The sequence below is a fragment of the Variovorax guangxiensis genome (assembly GCF_003952165.1).
Taxonomy (GTDB): Bacteria; Pseudomonadota; Gammaproteobacteria; order Burkholderiales; family Burkholderiaceae_C; genus Variovorax; species Variovorax guangxiensis.
In genome coordinates this window covers 264,369-280,682 of sequence record NZ_RXFT01000009.1, presented here as the reverse complement: position 1 = coordinate 280,682, position 16,314 = coordinate 264,369, and the positions used below count along the sequence as shown (strand labels likewise).

15 protein-coding genes are annotated in these 16,314 nt (G+C 67.6%); 7 read left to right on the top strand and 8 right to left on the bottom strand.

Annotation, left to right across the window (positions count from 1 at the left end; genetic code table 11):
• Positions 1 to 178: 178 nt before the first annotated feature.
• Positions 179 to 919 (top strand): helix-turn-helix transcriptional regulator, encoded by a 741-nt coding sequence (locus EJP67_RS21710; RefSeq protein ID WP_126023772.1) that lies wholly within the window; start codon positions 179 to 181, stop codon positions 917 to 919.
• A 13-nt stretch (positions 920 to 932) separates the two neighbouring features.
• Here the strand turns inward: EJP67_RS21710 and iaaH are convergent, their stop codons facing one another.
• The 8 genes from iaaH to EJP67_RS21670 all read right to left on the bottom strand — a co-directional run bounded on the left by iaaH (position 933) and on the right by EJP67_RS21670 (position 10,187).
• A complete protein-coding gene (gene iaaH, locus EJP67_RS21705; protein WP_126023771.1) occupies positions 933 to 2,453 on the bottom strand; it encodes an indoleacetamide hydrolase in 1,521 nt (506 codons plus the stop codon).
• 98 nt (positions 2,454 to 2,551) lie between these two features.
• On the bottom strand, positions 2,552 to 3,391 hold the full coding sequence (locus EJP67_RS21700) for a metallophosphoesterase (protein WP_126023770.1): 840 nt from the start codon (positions 3,389 to 3,391) through the stop codon (positions 2,552 to 2,554).
• A gap of 1 nt (position 3,392) precedes the next feature.
• Entirely contained in the window at positions 3,393 to 4,523 is a 1,131-nt protein-coding gene (locus EJP67_RS21695) for an acyl-CoA dehydrogenase family protein (RefSeq protein WP_126023769.1), read from the bottom strand.
• Positions 4,524 to 4,554: 31 nt separating this feature from the next.
• A complete protein-coding gene (locus EJP67_RS21690; RefSeq protein WP_126023768.1) occupies positions 4,555 to 5,805 on the bottom strand; it encodes a glutamate carboxypeptidase in 1,251 nt (416 codons plus the stop codon).
• Positions 5,806 to 5,894: 89 nt separating this feature from the next.
• Complete coding sequence (locus EJP67_RS21685; protein ID WP_126023767.1) at positions 5,895 to 7,079, bottom strand: acetyl-CoA C-acyltransferase; 1,185 nt, start codon at positions 7,077 to 7,079, stop codon at positions 5,895 to 5,897.
• A 50-nt stretch (positions 7,080 to 7,129) separates the two neighbouring features.
• The gene (aceK, locus tag EJP67_RS21680) at positions 7,130 to 8,950 is read right to left on the bottom strand and encodes a bifunctional isocitrate dehydrogenase kinase/phosphatase (RefSeq protein ID WP_126023766.1); all 1,821 of its coding nucleotides are present in this window, start codon (positions 8,948 to 8,950) and stop codon (positions 7,130 to 7,132) included.
• 43 nt (positions 8,951 to 8,993) lie between these two features.
• Entirely contained in the window at positions 8,994 to 9,725 is a 732-nt protein-coding gene (can, locus tag EJP67_RS21675; RefSeq protein ID WP_126023765.1) for a carbonate dehydratase, read from the bottom strand.
• A gap of 27 nt (positions 9,726 to 9,752) precedes the next feature.
• Positions 9,753 to 10,187, bottom strand: a complete 435-nt coding sequence (locus EJP67_RS21670) for a MerR family transcriptional regulator (protein WP_126023764.1) — start codon at positions 10,185 to 10,187, stop codon at positions 9,753 to 9,755.
• Between the two features lie 120 nt (positions 10,188 to 10,307).
• Between EJP67_RS21670 and EJP67_RS21665 the strand changes: the two genes are divergently transcribed.
• The 6 genes from EJP67_RS21665 to EJP67_RS21630 all read left to right on the top strand — a co-directional run bounded on the left by EJP67_RS21665 (position 10,308) and on the right by EJP67_RS21630 (position 16,283).
• Positions 10,308 to 11,369, top strand: a complete 1,062-nt coding sequence (locus EJP67_RS21665) for an MBL fold metallo-hydrolase (RefSeq protein WP_126023763.1) — start codon at positions 10,308 to 10,310, stop codon at positions 11,367 to 11,369.
• Positions 11,370 to 11,378: 9 nt separating this feature from the next.
• Positions 11,379 to 12,689 (top strand): leucine-rich repeat-containing protein kinase family protein, encoded by a 1,311-nt coding sequence (locus tag EJP67_RS21660; protein WP_126023762.1) that lies wholly within the window; start codon positions 11,379 to 11,381, stop codon positions 12,687 to 12,689.
• Positions 12,686 to 13,606 carry a pseudouridine synthase gene (locus EJP67_RS21655; RefSeq protein ID WP_126023761.1) on the top strand — a complete coding sequence of 307 codons (921 nt, stop codon included), beginning with the start codon at positions 12,686 to 12,688 and terminating at the stop codon, positions 13,604 to 13,606. The genes EJP67_RS21660 and EJP67_RS21655 overlap by 4 nt, the downstream gene beginning before the upstream one ends.
• A 72-nt stretch (positions 13,607 to 13,678) precedes the next feature.
• Positions 13,679 to 14,449, top strand: a complete 771-nt coding sequence (locus tag EJP67_RS21650; RefSeq protein WP_126023760.1) for an SDR family oxidoreductase — start codon at positions 13,679 to 13,681, stop codon at positions 14,447 to 14,449.
• Positions 14,450 to 15,177: 728 nt separating this feature from the next.
• Positions 15,178 to 15,870, top strand: coding sequence for an HAD family hydrolase (locus tag EJP67_RS21635; protein ID WP_126023758.1), 693 nt, complete (start codon positions 15,178 to 15,180; stop codon positions 15,868 to 15,870).
• 86 nt (positions 15,871 to 15,956) lie between these two features.
• Positions 15,957 to 16,283 (top strand): thioredoxin family protein, encoded by a 327-nt coding sequence (locus EJP67_RS21630; protein WP_126023757.1) that lies wholly within the window; start codon positions 15,957 to 15,959, stop codon positions 16,281 to 16,283.
• Positions 16,284 to 16,314: the final 31 nt, after the last annotated feature.

Below are 16,314 nucleotides of genomic sequence, written 5' to 3'. Positions count from 1 at the left end.
ATTGGAACACCCCGCGGCCCAGCCTCCGACAGGGCAAGCCCGGAGCCGGTGAAGGCCGCTTGCGGCGGATGGGCTCCTGCAGCGCCTGCGCACCGGCCGGCCCGGTCCCCGGGCATCCACCCTTGGCGCGGCGCTTGCTAAACGATAGCGTTGCCCTAGCCCGTCGAGAAAGCCCGCGATGTACCTCACAGCCCCCGAACAGCAGGCCCTGCGCGGCGTCTTCGCGCTGCTGGCCGAGGACGACCGTGACGAGCGGGAGATCCGCGAGCGCCTCGGCCAGGCGCTGCTCGACCTGCTGCACGCCGACCAGTTCGCCTCCTTCGTGTGGAACGCGGCGGGCAACAGCTTCGGCTCGCGCGTGGCGATCCACATGGACCCGGCGAACCTCGACACCTACGCGCAGTGGCACCAGCACCACGACCCGATCACCTTCGTGCTGCAGTCGCGCCGCCGTGCCACGCGCGTGACCGAGGTGATGCCGCAGCGCGAGCTGATGCGCACGCCTTTCTTCAACGACTTCCTCGCGCGCGACGGCCTGCACTGGGGCATGAACCTGCATGCCTTCGAGGGCGACCGGGCACTGGGCGACCTGCGCATCTGGCGCCGCAAGGGGCGCGGCGATTTCGGCGATCACGAGAAGGCGCTGCTGGACCTGATCGAGCCGGCGTTCATCGGCGCGTTGCAGCGGGCGCAGCGTGCCGCCGCTGCCGCCATGCCTTCATCGCATGCACCTGCCTCCTCCGATGCGCTGCTGAGTGCGCGCGAGCAGGAGGTGGCCCGCTGCGTACGCGAAGGGCTCACCGACAAGGAGATCGCGCGGCGCATGGCGGTGAGCGTGCCCACCGTGCGCACCTACCTGCGCCGCATCTTCGACAAGCTGGGCATCGAGCGCCGCTCGGCGCTGGCGGCCTTGCGCTGACAGCCGCAGCCAGTCACTTCGGCGCGGGCAGCCGTCCCAGCACCTTCTCCACCGCGAGGCCCACGGCCAGCAGCCTGCGGTCGCTGCCGGCGGGGCCGTCGAGCTCCAGGCCCACGGGCAGGCCCGTCGTCGCGCCGATGCCCGAGGGCAACTGGATGCCGGGGATGCCGGCGTTGCTGCCCGGGTCGGTGTTCTGGATCAGCGCGCCGAAGTTCTCGGGGCTGCTGGCCTCGGGCGCGGCCGCCAGGGCCACGCGCGGCACCGTCGGAAACACCAGCGCGTCGAGCCTGTTCTTCGTGAAGGTGTCGCGATACAGCTTCTGCAATGCGGGGCGCGCGACGCGCATCGCGTTGTCGTAGACCGGCTTCGCATCCACCACGCCGCTGGGCGCCGGCAGCTTGCGCGGGATGACGAAGGCTTCGAAGGTGCCCTTGACGTCGGGGCTCGCGATGCCGGCCGTGAGCTGCGCGATGTCGATGCCGGTGCGGTACTTCGCGAGGTAGGCCGCCATGTCGTCGTTCGCCTCGTAGAGCGCGAGCGGAAAGCCCACGGCGCCGTTGAGCTCCATGAGCTTCGGCATCTCGACGTTCACCAGCGTGACGCCGGCAGCGCGCAGCTTTTCCAGCGCGGCATCGGTGGCCGCGCGCGTGTCGGCATCGAGATTCGCCTGGAAGGCCGGCACCACGCCGAGCCGCACGCGCTTCAGGTTGGCGGGCTTCGGTGGCGCACCCCCGGCGATGACGCTGTCGAGCAATGCCACGTCGGCCATCGACTGCGCCATCGGCCCGGCGGTGTCGCGCGTATGCGAGATCGGCGCGATGCCCTGCTGCGGATAGCGGCCCACCGACGGGCGCAGCGAGGCGCAGCCGTTGAATGCGCAGGGAATGCGCACCGAGCCGCCCGTGTCGGTGCCCAGCGCGGCGGGCACCATGCGTGCGCCGAGTGCCGAGCCGTTGCCCGACGACGATCCGCCCGCGATGCGGCTGGCGTCGTAGGCATTGCGCACGCCCACCTCGGGGCCGGTCTGGAAGGCGGGGTTGTAGCCGGTGACGCCGAAGGCCAGCTCGTGCATGTTCGTCTTGCCGAGCACGACGGCGCCGGCCGCGCGCAGCCTGGCCACCACCGGCGCATCGGCGGCAGGCACGAAGCCCTTGAGCGCCGGTGTGCCGGCTGTGGCGGGCAGGCCCTGCACCTGGATGTTGTCCTTGATGGCCACCGGAAGCCCCGCCAGCGGCTTGCATGCGCCGCCGCGCTTGCGCTGCGCATCGGCGGCACGCGCCTGCTTCAGCGCACCGGCTTCGTCGAGGGTGATGAACGCGTTGAGGTTCGATTTCGCCTTGGCCTGCGCGATGTAGGCGGCTGTCAGCTGCTCGCTGGTGACGGTGCCTGCGCACAGCTGCCGCACGGCTTCTGTTGCGGTCAGCGTCGCGATGTCGGGCGTCGCCGGCTGGGCCTGGGCGGAGAGGGCGAGAGCGACGGCGGACGGCACAAGGGCCAGCCGCGCGGCAAGGGAAATGGATTTCTGAACGGTCATGGCAAGGGCCTCCGGGAAAGAGGCGGCCATGGTGCGCCGGCACGCGGCGCCTGTCTGTCATCCAAACCGATGACAGGCAGCAGTGGCGGGCGTTCGCGCTACCGGAACATCACCCACTCGGGCCGCATGTTGAAGCGCACCGGCAGGATGCTGACGCCCAGTCCGCTGGTGACGTACATGCGCCGGCCCTTGTGCGCGATCCAGCCATAGGCCCACTCGCGCGGGGCGGCGCCCGGCACGATCAGCGCGCCGTAGCCGGGAATGCTCACCTGCCCTCCATGCGTGTGCGAGGCGACCACGAGGCCTCGCGTGCGAGGCATGGTCGCGAAGCTGAAGGGGTCGTGCATCATGACCAGCGTCGCCGCATCGGCGGGGATGCCGGCCAGCGCGCGCATCGGATCCGAATGGCCGGTCGAATGGTCTCCGATGCCGGCCACCCAGATGTCGTGGCCGGGCAGGCGCGCCGAGGTGTTCTCCAGTACGCGGATGCCCTGTGCGGCGAGTGCCTTTGCCGTGCGCTCGCCGCCGTGCCACCAGTCGTGGTTGCCCAGCACCGCGTACACACCCTGCGGCGCCTTCAGCTTGCCGAGCACGGCGGCCATGTCTTCGATGGGCAGGGGCTCGTCGTCCTCGCCGGTGCCCGCGAGGAAGTCACCGGGCAGCAGCACCACGTCGGGCTGCGCGGCGTTGATCTCGTCGATGATGCGCGCGGCGCGCTCCACGCTGGTGATGCGCCATGCCGAGCGGGATGTGAGGTGCCAGTCGCCAGCCACCGCGACCTTCAGGCCGGCGGGCGCCTGCCACTGGTCCGAGCTCAGGGGCTCGACGCGTGCGGCCACCCAGCGCGGCTCGACGGCGAAGCTCCAGACCGCCAGCGCCGCGAGCACGAATGCCGCGGCGTACCACCAGCCCGGGCGTCGCCCTCGGCGCTCGCTCACGTCACGCCAGCGCGCGCTGGATCAGCAGCTTCTGGATGTCCGAAGTGCCTTCGTAGATCTGGCACACGCGCACGTCGCGGTAGATGCGCTCCAGCGGAAAGTCGTTCACGTAGCCGTAGCCACCCAGCGTCTGGATGGCGGCGCTGCACACGCGCTCGGCCATCTCGCTTGCGAACAGCTTGGCCATGGCGGCCTCTTTCAGGCAGGGCAGGCCGGCGTCGCGCAGGCTGGCCGCGTGCCAGATCAGCTGGCGCGCGGCCTCGATCTGCGTCGCGCATTCAGCGAGGCGGAAGCCCACGGCCTGCTGGTCGAAGATGGAGCCGCCGAAGGCCTGGCGCTCCTTGGCGTAGGCCAGCGCGGCGTCGAAGGCGCTGCGCGCCATGCCCACGCTCTGCGCGGCGATGCCGATGCGCCCGCCTTCCAGCGCGCCGAGAGCGATCTTGTAGCCCTCGCCCTCCGCGCCGATCAGGTTCTCGCGCGGAATGCGGCAGCCGTCGAAGTTGATCTGCGCGGTGTCGCTGCTGTGCTGGCCGAGCTTGTCTTCCAGCCGCGCGACGTTGTAGCCGGGCGTGTCGGTGGGCACGATGAACGCGCTCATGCCGCGCTTGCCCGCGCCCTTGTCGGTCACCGCGATGACGATGGCGACCTGCCCGTTCTTGCCGCTGGTGATGAACTGCTTCACGCCATCGATCACGTAGCCGTCGCCGTCCTTGCGCGCGGTGGTGCGCAGGCTCGACGCATCGCTGCCGGCCTGCGGCTCGGTGAGGCAGAAGGCGCCGAGCATCCGGCCCTGCGCCAGCGGCTCGAGCCACTGCTTCTTCTGCTGCGCGTTGCCGTAGCGCATGAGGATGGCGTTGACGGGGCAGTTGGTCACGCTGATGGCAGTGCTGGTGCCGCCGTCGCCGGCGGCGATCTCCTCCAGCACCAGCGCGAGCGTGAGGTAGTCGAGACCCGCGCCACCATGCTCCTCGGGCACGCAGATGCCGTAGGCGCCCAGCGCGGCAAGGCCCTGGTGAGCCTCCTTCGGAAAGCTGTGTTCGCGGTCCCACTTCGCGGCGTTGGGCCAGAGTTCGGCTTGCGAGAAATCGCGCACCGCGTCGCGGATGGCTTCTTGGTCGGCGCTGAGCAGCATGGCGTTGTCTCCTGTCTTTTCTTTTCGTGCCTTACTTGCCTGCCCCCAGGTCCATGATGAGGCGGGCGGCCATGTACAGCCGGCGCGGGATGGCGCTGATGTCCACGTACTCGGCCTTGTCGCTGTGGTAGCCGAAGCCCGGCAGGCCCAGGCTTTCGATCACGGGCTTGCCCGAGAGCGCCGCATAGGCGGCGTCGGTGCCGCCGCCGGTGCGCTCTTCAACGCCCAGCGTGCCACCGGCTTCCTTGTAGTAGGCCACCGCCTTGTCGACCAGCTTCTTGCCGCCTTCGCCCGCGTTGAAGGCCGGACGGCCGCGCGTGACGATCACCTTGACGTCGGCCTCGGGCAGCTTCTTCTGCTGCGCGCGCTCCTCCAGCGTCTTCATCGCGGCGTCGAAGTCCTCGTTGCGCGCGTAGCGCACGTCGGCGTTCAGCGTGGCGCTGGCGGGGATGATGTTCGAGACGTTGCCGGCCTTGGCAATGGTCCAGTTGAAGCGCAGGTTCTTCGACTTGTCGTCGATGTTCATCGTGCGCAGCACCAGGTCGGAAGCCTCGACCAGCGCGTTCACGCCCAGCTCCGGCGCGGCACCCGCGTGCGAGGCCTTGCCGGTGATGTTGACCTGCACGTAGGCGATGCCCGAGGTGCCCAGCGAGAGCTTTTCGTCGCCGGCGCTTGTGGGCTCGAAGGAGAGCACGTAGTCGGCCAGCTTGGCTTCTTCCTGGATCAGGTCGCGCGAGCCGAAGGAGCCTTTTTCCTCGTCGGTGTTGAACAGCACGGTGATGGTGCCGTAGTCGCGCACGCCGTATTCCTTCAGCAGCTTGAGCGTGTGCAGGATGACCGCGTTGCCGCCCTTGTCGTCGGCGATGCCGGGGCCGTAGGCCTTGTCGCCCTCGACGCGGAAGGGCGCCTTCGCGAGGATGCCCTTCAGGTAGACGGTGTCCATGTGCGACATCAGCAGCAGGTTCTTGCCGCCGCGGCCCTTGATCTTGCCGACGATGTTGTCGCCCACCACGAGGCCGGCCGACTTGCTGCGCGTGACGGTGAAGCCCAGGTTCTTGAGCTCGGCTTCGAGGTAGTTGCCCGCGGCGGCGATGCCTTCGGCGTCACCGGTGCCGGTCTCGATGTTGACGAGCTTCTCCAGCGTCTTGATCACCGCGGGCTGCTCGTCGGTGGCGGCCTGGAACAGAACGTTGTCGCGCTTCTGGGCCCAGGTGGCGGCGGGCGCGACGAAGGCGGCGGCCAGCAAGGCGGCGAGGGCGGTACGGTGGATGGAAGGGCGCATGAAATCTCCTGCTCTACGCATTTGTATGTATGTCTGTCTGTATGAAAAAAGCCGGGAGCGCCCCGATCGGGACGCTGCCGGCCCTGCACTTATAGCAATTCGAGTGCCACGGCCGTGCCTTCGCCGCCGCCGATGCACAGCGTTGCCACGCCGCGCGTCTTGCCGCGGGCCTTCAGCGCGTGGATCAGCGTGACCATGATGCGCGCGCCGCTGGCGCCGATCGGATGGCCCAGCGCGCAGGCGCCGCCGTGCACGTTGACGATGTCGTGCGAAACGTCGAGTTCGTGCATCAGCGCCATCGGCACCACGGCGAAGGCTTCGTTCACTTCCCAGAGGTCGACATCGCGCGCCTTCCAGCCGGTCTTGGCGAAGAGCTTCTGCACGGCGCCGACCGGCGCGGTGGAGAACCACTCGGGCTGCTGCGCGTGCGTGGCATGGCCGACGACGCGGGCGATGGGCTTCGCGCCGATCTTCTTCGCGTGCGACTCGGTCATCATCACCAGCGCGGCCGCACCGTCGTTGATCGAGGAGCTCGATGCGGCGGTGATGGTGCCGCCGTCCTTCTTGAACGCGGGCTTGAGCGTGGGGATCTTGTCGAGCTTGACCTTGCCCGGGCCTTCGTCGACCGAGATCACGGTCTCGCCGCCGCGGCCCTTCACGGTGACGGGCGCGATCTCGTCCTTGAAGAGGCCGGTGTCGGTGGCCTTCTTGGCGCGCTCGACGCTGGCGATGGCGAAGGCGTCCTGCTGCTCGCGCGTGAACTTGTACTTGGCGGCGCAGTCCTCGCCGAAGGTGCCCATGCTGCGGCCGGGCTGGTAGGCGTCTTCGAGCCCGTCGAGCATCATGTGGTCGAAGATGCGGTCGTGGCCCATGCGGTAGCCGCCGCGGCCCTTGAGCATGAGGTAGGGCGCGTTGGTCATGCTTTCCATGCCGCCCGCCACCATCACCTCGTGCGTGCCGGCCAGCAGCAGGTCGTGCGCGAGCATCGCTGCCTTCATGGCGGAGCCGCACATCTTGCTGAGCGTGACAGCGCCCGCGCTGTCGGGCAGGCCGCCCTTGTAGGCCGCCTGGCGCGCCGGGGCCTGGCCCTGGCCGGCCATCAGGCAGTTGCCGAACAGCACCTCGCCCACGCTGTCGGGCGCGATGCCCGCGCGCTCGACGGCGGCCTTGATGGCGACGCCGCCGAGGTCGTGCGCGGAAAGGGAGGCGAAATCGCCCTGGAAGCCGCCCATGGGGGTGCGGGCGGCGCCGACGATGACGATGGATTCGGACATGGAAGTCTCCTTCGGAAATGTGAAAGCGGAATCGGAAAAGAAACGAGGGGTCAGAAGTGCGTCGCGTGCCCCTCGTGCCTGAAGCGCTGCGACTCTTCGTAGGGGAACACGTCCAGCATCTGCCCGGCCTGGATGCGTTCCTTGTGGTGCTGCCAGAAGGCGGCGTCGAGCAGGTCGGCGTGGTGCGCCATGAAGGCCGCGCGCACGTCCTTGTTGCCCAGCAGGAAGGGTTCGAAGGTTTCGGGGAACACGTCCTTCGGGCCCACCGAATACCAGACCTCGCCGCTCATCTCGTCTTCCTCGTTGCGCGGCGTGGGTACCTTGCGGAACTGGCAGTCGGTGACGTACTCGATCTCGTCGTAGTCGTAGAACACGACCTTGCCGCCGCGCGTGACGCCGAAGTTCTTCCACAGCATGTCGCCGGGGAAGATGTTGGCGGCCACCATGTCCTTGATGGCGTTGCCGTATTCGACGACCGCATGTTCGAGCTGGTCCTTCGCGCGCTTCGCATGCGCCGGGCTCTCGGGGGCGGCCAGGGTGTCGAAGGCTTCCTGCAGGTAGATGTTCAGCGGGATCATGCGCCGCTCGATGTAGACGTGTTTCACCACGACTTCCATCTCCCCGTTGCCGTCGCGGTCGCCGATTTCCAGCTGGCTGGGCGCGAACCTGCGGATTTCCTCGATCAGCTCGGGCTCGAAGCGGTCGAGCGGAAAGCCCACGTCGCTGTACTCCAGCGTGTCGGCCATGCGGCCCACGCGGTCGTGCTGCTTCACGAGCATGTACTTGCCCTTGATCTGCTCGCGCGTGGTGTCCTTCTGCGGCGGATAGAAGTCCTTGATGACCTTGAACACGAACGGGAAAGAAGGCAGGTCGAACACCAGCATCACCATGCCCTTGATGCCGGGCGCGATGCGGAAGCGGTCGCTCGAGTAGTTCAGGTGCGAAAGAAAGTCGCGGTAGAAGAGCGTCTTGCCCTGCTTGGCCAGGCCCAGTGCGTTGTAGATCTCGGCGCGCGGCTTGCGCGGCATGAGCGAGCGCAGGAACTGCACCCAGGCGGAGGGCACCTCCATGTCGACCATGAAGTAGGCGCGCGCGAAGCTGAAGAGCATCTGCAGGTCGTCCTCGCCGAAGAGCGCCGCGTCGATGTAGAACCGGCCGTGGCTGTCGTGCAGTATGGGCAGCGAGAAGGGCAGCTCGGTGAAACCGTTCATGATCTTGCCGACCACGTACGCACCCTTGTTGCGGAAGAACAGCCCCGAGAGCACCTGCAGCTGGAAGTTGGCGCGCAGCTTGACCTGGTTGAAGCGGCCCAGGATGACGTGCGCCACGCGCTCCGCGTCACGCCGCTTGCTGGCGAAGCTGCCGATCAGCGCGAAGTCGTCGAGCATCTGCTCGACGGTGTCGGCCAGCGTCTCGGGCTTGGGGTAGTAGGGGCGGTAGGTGGGCGCGCCCCGCGGCTCGATGTACTCGGTGCTGATGGCCGGGCGCACGAAGATGAAGTTGTTCTGGAAGTACGCCCGGTGCAGGATCTTCGTGGTCACCGAGTTGAAGAAGGTCTCGGCCAGCTCGGGCTGGTGGTGGTCCACCAGCAGGCCGATGTAGTGCAGCTTGATCTGGTGCCACACGTCCATCGGCTGGTCGCCTGCCTTGAACTCTTTCTCGAGCCGGGCCACGGCCTCGCTCACGCGCAGGTCGTAGAACTCGATGCGCTCGCGCTGCGCGCGCTGCTGGCCATGCCAGTCGGCGGTCTCGAAGCGATGCTTGGCGCGCGCCGACTCGGCCCTGAACAACCGGTAGTGCCGGTTGAAGCCGTCCATCATCGCCTTCGCGATGTCGTAGGCCAGCGGCGAGTCGAGGCGCTGCGGGAACATGGCGGCGCGAGACTGCGGATGAAAGGCTGCGAGCTGCCCGGTATCAGGCCGGCTCGGAGCCGCTGCCTGCGGCCTGGGCCCCGATCGAACGCACCACCTCGCCCGGCTTGCTCCACTTGTGGCGGATGCGCTGCACGGTGGCCTTGTAGGCGGCGTCCAGCGGCTGGGTGCCGTCCACGCTCAGGCCCAGGTCCTGCAGCAGGCCGTCGTGCACGCCGAAGGTCCAGCCGTGGATCTTGACCTTCTGGCCGCGGGCCCAGGCATCGACCATCACGGTGCTGACGGCCACGTTGACCACCTGCTCGGCCACGTTGAGTTCGCACAGCGCATCGACGCGGGCTTCCTCGTCGGGCAGGCTCTCCAGCATCACGTGGTGGCGGTCGCGCACGTCCTGGATGTGGCGGATCCAGTTGTCGGCCAGGCCGATGCGCGCGCCGCTCAAGGCGGCCTTCACGCCAGCGCAGCCGTAGTGGCCGACCACCATGATGTGCTCGACCTTCAGGTGCTCCACCGCGAACTGGATCGCCGAGAGCGCGTTGAGGTCCGAGTGCACCACGATGTTGGCCACGTTGCGGTGCACGAACACTTCACCCGGTTCCAGGCCGGTGATCTGGTTGGCGGGCACGCGGCTGTCGGAACAGCCGATCCACATGTAGCGCGGCGTCTGCTGCTTCACCAGGCCGGTGAAGAAGCCGGGCCGGTCGCGTTCCATCTGCGCGGACCAGGCGCGGTTGTGGGCGAAGAGGTCGTCGAGGTTGTCGGATTTTTCGGACATAGTCGGCTATTGTCGGTGAGAGGTGTATCAGGCCTTGGCTTCGGCCGGTTTCTGGGCCTTGCCGGCCTTCTGTGCCTTGGTTTTCTGCGCCTTGGCGAGTGTTGCCCGCCCCTTCTTCTCGTGCTCCTTCACTTCGGCGAGATTGGCCTGCAGTTCGGCCAGCTGCGCTTCGAGCTGGGCCCGGTGGGCACCCAGCACGCCGAGGAATCTTTCCAGCTGCGGGACGGTGTCGCGCGGGCTGTCGTACATGTCGAGGATGTCCTTGGCCTCCGTGAGGCTCAGGCCCAGGCGCTTGGCGCGCAGGGTGAGCGTGAGCCGGGCCCGGTCGCGCGAGCTGTAGATGCGCTGCAGGCCGGCGCGCTCGGGCGAGAGCAGGCCCATGTCCTCGTAGAAGCGGATGGCCCGCGTGGTGAGGTCGAACTCCTTCGCGAGCTGGCTGATGGTGAAGGTCTGCGCGGGCATGGCGACGGTGGCGGAAAAGGGCCTTGTTCGGGGGACGTTACGGGCGCGACAGCAGGTTTTCGCCGCGATCCCTACAATGGTGCCCTTGACTCATGACGTTTACGTAAACGTCAATCTTACATGAACCTCCTCGAACGCGAACTCCACTACCCCCTCGGCGACACGCTCCCCGAGCCCGGCCAGACCCTGGAAGTGGCGCCCGGCGTGCGCTGGATCCGCATGCGGCTGCCCTTCGCGCTCGACCACATCAACCTCTGGCTGCTTCGCGACAGCATCGACGGCGTCGAGGGCTGGACGGTGGTCGACTGCTGCATCGCCCGCGACGAGGCGCGCGCGCAATGGGAGCAGGTGTTCGAGACGCAGCTGCAGGGCATGCCGATCCTGCGCGTCATCGTCACCCACATGCACCCCGACCATATCGGCCTGGCCGACTGGCTGTGCAAGCGCTGGAACGCGCCGCTGTGGATCAGTTCCACCGACTACCACGTGGCCCGCGTGCTCAGCACCGCCGGCGACACCCTGGCGGGCGGCGAACAGGCGGCGCGCTTCTTCTCCTCGCACGGGCTGACCGATCCCGAGTCGGTCGCCAAGATACGCGCGCGTACCAACTACTACGCGAACATGGTGCCCTCGGTGCCCGACAGCTTCGTGCGCATGCTCGACGGCGACATCGTCGACATCGGCGGCCACGCCTGGCGCTGCATCAGCGGCTATGGCCACGCGCCCGAGCACATCTCGCTGTACTGCGACGAGCTCAAGCTGCTGCTGGGCGGCGACATGATGCTGCCGCGCATCTCCACCAACGTGAGCGTGCACGCGGGCGAGCCCGAGGCGAACTCGCTGCGACTCTTTCTCGACAGCATCGAGAAATTCAAGTCGCTGCCTGCCGACACGCTGGGGCTGCCTTCGCACGGCAAGCCGTTCCGGGGCATCCATCGCCGCGTCGAGCAGCTGCAGGAGCACCATCGCGACCGCCTGGCCGAGCTGCTCGAAGCCTGCACGGCGCGCGCGCTCACGGCTGCCGAGGGCCTGCCGATCCTGTTCAGGCGCGAGCTCGACCTGCACCAGATGACCTTCGCGATGGGCGAGACCGTGGCGCACCTGCACCTGCTGTGGTTCTCCGGCCAGGTGAAGCGCGAACTGGGCCAGGACGGTATCTACCGCTTCGGCCCCAAGGCTTAGACTCGCCCGATGGACACGCTGGCTCAGCTGCGCGCGGGCCGGCTGGCAGGCGCAACACGAATCGATCTCTCGTGCGGACTCACCGAGTTTCCGCGCGAGGTCTTCGACCTTGCCGATTCGCTGGAGGTGCTGAACCTGTCGGGCAACGCGCTCGAGACGCTGCCCGACGACCTGCACCGCCTTCGCGGGCTGCGCGTGCTGTTCTGCTCCGACAACCGCTTCACCACGCTGCCTGAATCCATCGGCCGCTGTAACGGCCTCGACATCGTCGGCTTCAAGGCCAACCGCATCCGCACCGTACCGGCCAATGCGCTGCCGCCTTCGCTGCGATGGCTGATCCTCACTGACAACGAAATCGAAGAGCTTCCCGATTCGCTTGGCGCATGCACGCGGATGCAGAAGCTGATGCTCGCAGGCAACCGCCTGCGCACGCTGCCTGATTCGATGGCGAGGTTCGAGCAGCTCGAACTGCTGCGCATCTCCGCCAACCGCTTCGAGACGCTGCCCGGGTGGCTGCCATCGCTGCCGCGCCTGTCGTGGCTCGCCTGCGCCGGCAATCCGTTCGACACCCAGGCCGAGGATGCGGCCATCGTGGCGCAGTCGGTGCCGCATGTCGACTGGAGCGAACTCACGCTGGGCGAGAAGCTTGGCGAGGGCGCATCGGGCGTGATCCATCGGGCAACCCTGGGTTCTGACTCACGGCCGGTGGCAGTCAAGCTCTTCAAGGGCGCGGTCACCAGCGACGGTTGGCCGCACAGCGAGATGGCCGCCAGCATCGCGGCCGGCGCACACCCCACGCTGATCGCCGCGCAGAGCCGCATCGACGGACACCCCGAAGGCACGGAGGGGCTCGTGATGGCGCTGGTCGATCCCGCGTTCGCTGCGCTCGCCGGGCCGCCGAGCCTTGCGTCGTGCACACGCGACGTCTACGCCGAAGAGGCGAAGTGGACCGCCGGCGAGGCGATGCGCATCGCGCGCGACATCGCCTCGGCCATGCAGCATCTGCATGCGCGCGGGATTCTTCACGGCGACCTCTACGCCCACAACATCCTGTGGCATGCGCAAGGCGGCGGCCGCCTGGGCGACTTCGGCGCCGCATGGCTCACCGGCGCGCTCGATGCGAGGCAGACGCAGGCGTTCCAGGCGCTGGAGATGCGCGCCTTCGGCTGCCTGCTGGAAGAGCTTCTGGACCGCTGCATCGACGTGCCTGCGCCGGAGGCCGCAACGCTGAAGGGCCGCTGCCTGCACCCCGACGCAGCAGCGCGCCCGACCTTCGCCGAAGCCCTGTCGATACTGCAGCGGCACGCCCTCCAGCCATGACCCGTCGCCGCCCTGCGCAGATGCCGCTGCCCACGCGCGACGGCGTGGGCCCGAGCTGCATCGGCCTGCCTTACGGCGCCTGGCCGACCATCGCGGAGTTCCTGATCGAGCGCTTTCCCGTCATCACGCCCCAGGCCTGGATGGAGCGCATCGAGGCGGGAGACGTCGTCGACGAGCACGGCGTGCCCGTGACCGCCGCGCGCCGCTACCAGTCGCCGCTGCGCGTGTACTACTACCGCACGCTCGATGGCGAGGTGAGCATTCCTTTCGAGGAGGAGGTCGTCTTCCAGGACGACCAGCTGCTGGTCGTCGACAAGCCTCCCTTCGTGCCCGTGACGCCCAAGGGCAAGTACCTGAAGGAAAGCCTGCTGGTGCGCCTCAAGCGCAAGCTGGGGCTCGACGACCTCGTGCCGCTGCACCGCATCGACCGAAGCACCTCGGGGCTGGTGCTGTTCTCGGTGAAGCCCGCGACGCGAGGCGTCTACCAGTCCCTGTTTCCGGAGCGCCGCATCGTCAAGCACTACGAGGCCGTGGTGCCGTGGCGGGAGGGCGTGTCGTCGGTGCCGGAGGTCTACCGCAGCCGCCTTGTGGACGACGACCATTTCATGCGCGTACGCGAGGAGCCCGGCGAGCCCAACTCCGAGACCCGCATCGAAGTGCTGAACGTGCAGGACGGCCTTGCGCTGCTGCGGCTGTCGCCCATTACCGGCCGCAAGCACCAGTTGCGCGTGCACTGCCTGGCGCTGGGCATGCCGATCGTGAACGATCCGATCTATCCCGTGCTGCTGCCCGAGGGCGCCGACGACTTCGCCCGGCCCATGCAGTTGCTCGCGCGTTCGCTCTCCTTCGTCGACCCGGTGACGGGGGCGCAACGCAGCTTCGGCAGCCGCCGCAGCCTGCTGCTGACACCGAGGTGACGCGCGCGCGGAGCGGCGCGCAATAAGCTCGGTTTCCTGAATCCGATCACTCTTTCAGGAGACATCCGCACCATGGACACCACCCAACTCTTCTCGCTGAAGGGCCGCACCGCGCTCATCACCGGCGGCTCGCGCGGCATCGGCCGCATGATCGCCGAGGGCTTCCTCGCGCAGGGCGCGCGCGTCTACATCTCGGCGCGCAAGGCCGCGGCCTGCGACCAGACGGCGAAGGAGCTGTCGGCTTTCGGGCATTGCGTTTCCTTGCCGGCCGACGTGTCGACGGTCGAGGGGGCGCAGGCGCTGGTCGATGCCTATGCGAAGCATGAAGGCTCGCTGGACATCCTCGTGAACAACGCCGGTGCCGCCTGGGGTGCGCCGTACGAGGAGTTTCCGGAAAGCGGATGGGACAAGGTGGTGGACCTGAACCTGAAGACGCCGTTCTTCCTGACCAAGGCGTTGACGCCGATGCTCAAGAAAGCCGCCACCGACCATCTGGCGAAGGTGATCAACATTGCGTCGATCGACGGGATCTCGGTCAATCCGCAGGAGACGTACTCCTATGCGGCGAGCAAGGCGGGGCTGATTCAGCTTACCCGGCGCATGGCGCTGCGGCTGGCGCAGGATCGCATCGTGGTCAGTGCGATTGCGCCTGGGGCCTTTGCTTCGGATATGAACAAGGTGGCTCGGGATCATGGGGATGAGATCAAGGGGCGGATTCCTGCGGGGCGGATCGGGGTGCCCGAGGACATGGCGGGGGCTGCCATCTACCTTGCTTCCAGGGCTGGGGACTATGTGATGGGGTCTACGTTGGTGGTTGATGGGGGGGTTACGCACGCTCGTTGAGTTTTTGGGCTGGGTGTTTGCTTCCCGGGGCCGGGTCTCGGCCCGGCGGCCGACCTACTTTTCTTTGCTTCGCCAAAGAAAAGTAGGCAAAAGAAAGGCGACCCCACTGTCTGCGACCCTCCGCTTCGCTGCGGGCAACCTGCGGTGCTCGCGTTTCGCGGGGTCTCGCAGAACTCGCTTCGCTCAGACAGCTGCGAGCCCTGATCCGCGAAACGCTGCGCTCCTCGGCGCAGCCAGAGGGGAGGGGAGATGCCCGGGCCATCGCGTTGCTCGGCCCCCAAGGCACGGCAGGCGCTTAGCGCCTGCCGTGCTTGGAATGAGGCGGTGAGGTTGCTGCGTGCGCTGCTGGCGCCGTCAAGACTAGTTCTGAACCTGTATCCCTGGCCGAGCGAAGCGAAGGCCAGTCCAAGGCTGTTCAGAAGCCGAGCGCAGCGATGGCGCGTGGAGATCCCTTCTGGCTGCGCCGAGGAGCGCAGACGTAGGAGGGATCAGGGCCGCAGCTGTTTGAGCGAAGCGAGTTCTGCGGACCCCCTCCTACGTCGAGCACCGCAGGTTGCCCGTAGCGAAGCGAAGGGACGCAGACAGTAGGGTCGCCTTTTCTTTGCTTACTTTCTTTTGGCGAAGCAAAAGAAAGTCAGTCGGCCGCCGGGCCGAGACCCGGCCCCGGAAAGCAAACCCCCAAAGCCGATTGCTACCATCAACGGCAACCCAAAGGCCCAAAAAACACAATGCCCCCTTTCCCCTTCTCAGCAGTCCTATTCGATTGCGACGGCGTCCTGGTCGACTCCGAACCCATCACCAACCGCGTCCTCGCCGGCATGCTCGGCGAACTGGGCTGGCAGCTCAGCACAGAGGAAGCGATGAACACCTTCACTGGCAAGGCGGTGAAGGACGAAGCCGCGCTGATCGAATCGAAGACCGGCTTCCGGATCACCGACGAATGGTTGGCGAACTTCCGCGCTCGCCGCAACGAGGCACTGGAACGCGATCTTGTCGCCATTCCGCGTGCTCCTGAAGCCATCCGCGAAATCCACGCCATGCTCGCCGGCCGCATCGCCTGCGCCTCCGGCGCCGACCGCCACAAGGTCGAACTGCAGCTCGCCAAGGTCGGCCTGCTCGACTTTTTCCAGGGCCGCATCTTCAGCGGCCACGAGATGCCGCGCTCCAAGCCGCATCCCGATGTGTACCTCGCGGCGGCCAAGGCGCTGGGCGTGGACCCCAGGCGCTGCGCCATCGTGGAAGACACCGTCACCGGCGCGATGGCCGGCGTGGCGGCGGGCGCGACGGTGTTCGGCTACAGCACGGGCGAGTCGGGCCATAGCGGCCCGGGCCCATTGTTGAGCGTGGGCGCGGTGAGGGTGTTCAGCGACATGGCCGAATTGCCCGCGCTGCTTTCGGGCTACGGGCTGCAGGCGGCCTGAGTTTCTGTTGGAATGCAGGAGGAAGCCCGGGCACCCCCCGAGCCAACCCCGAGCCGAAGGCAGGCAGGAAGGAAACAAGCACATCCATGACCTCCGAATACAAAACCGAGCAGCCCGAGCGCAGCGAGATCGACGCGCTCACCGGTCCCGCCGTGGTCGAGTTCGGCACCAACTGGTGCGGCATCTGCAAGGCCGCGCAGCCGAACATCACCGAAGCATTCGCCCAGTTCCCGAACGTGCGCCGCATCAAGGTGGAAGACGGCAGCGGCCGCCCGCTGGGCCGCTCGTTCAACGTGCGGCTGTGGCCCACGCTGGTGTTCATGCGCGACGGCAAGGAAGTCGCGAAGCTGGTGCGGCCGGAGGACAGCAAGTCCATCGCCGACGCGCTGGCGCTGATCGATCGGCCGGCCTGACCGCTCCCGGCATGGTGCCTGCCCATCGGTG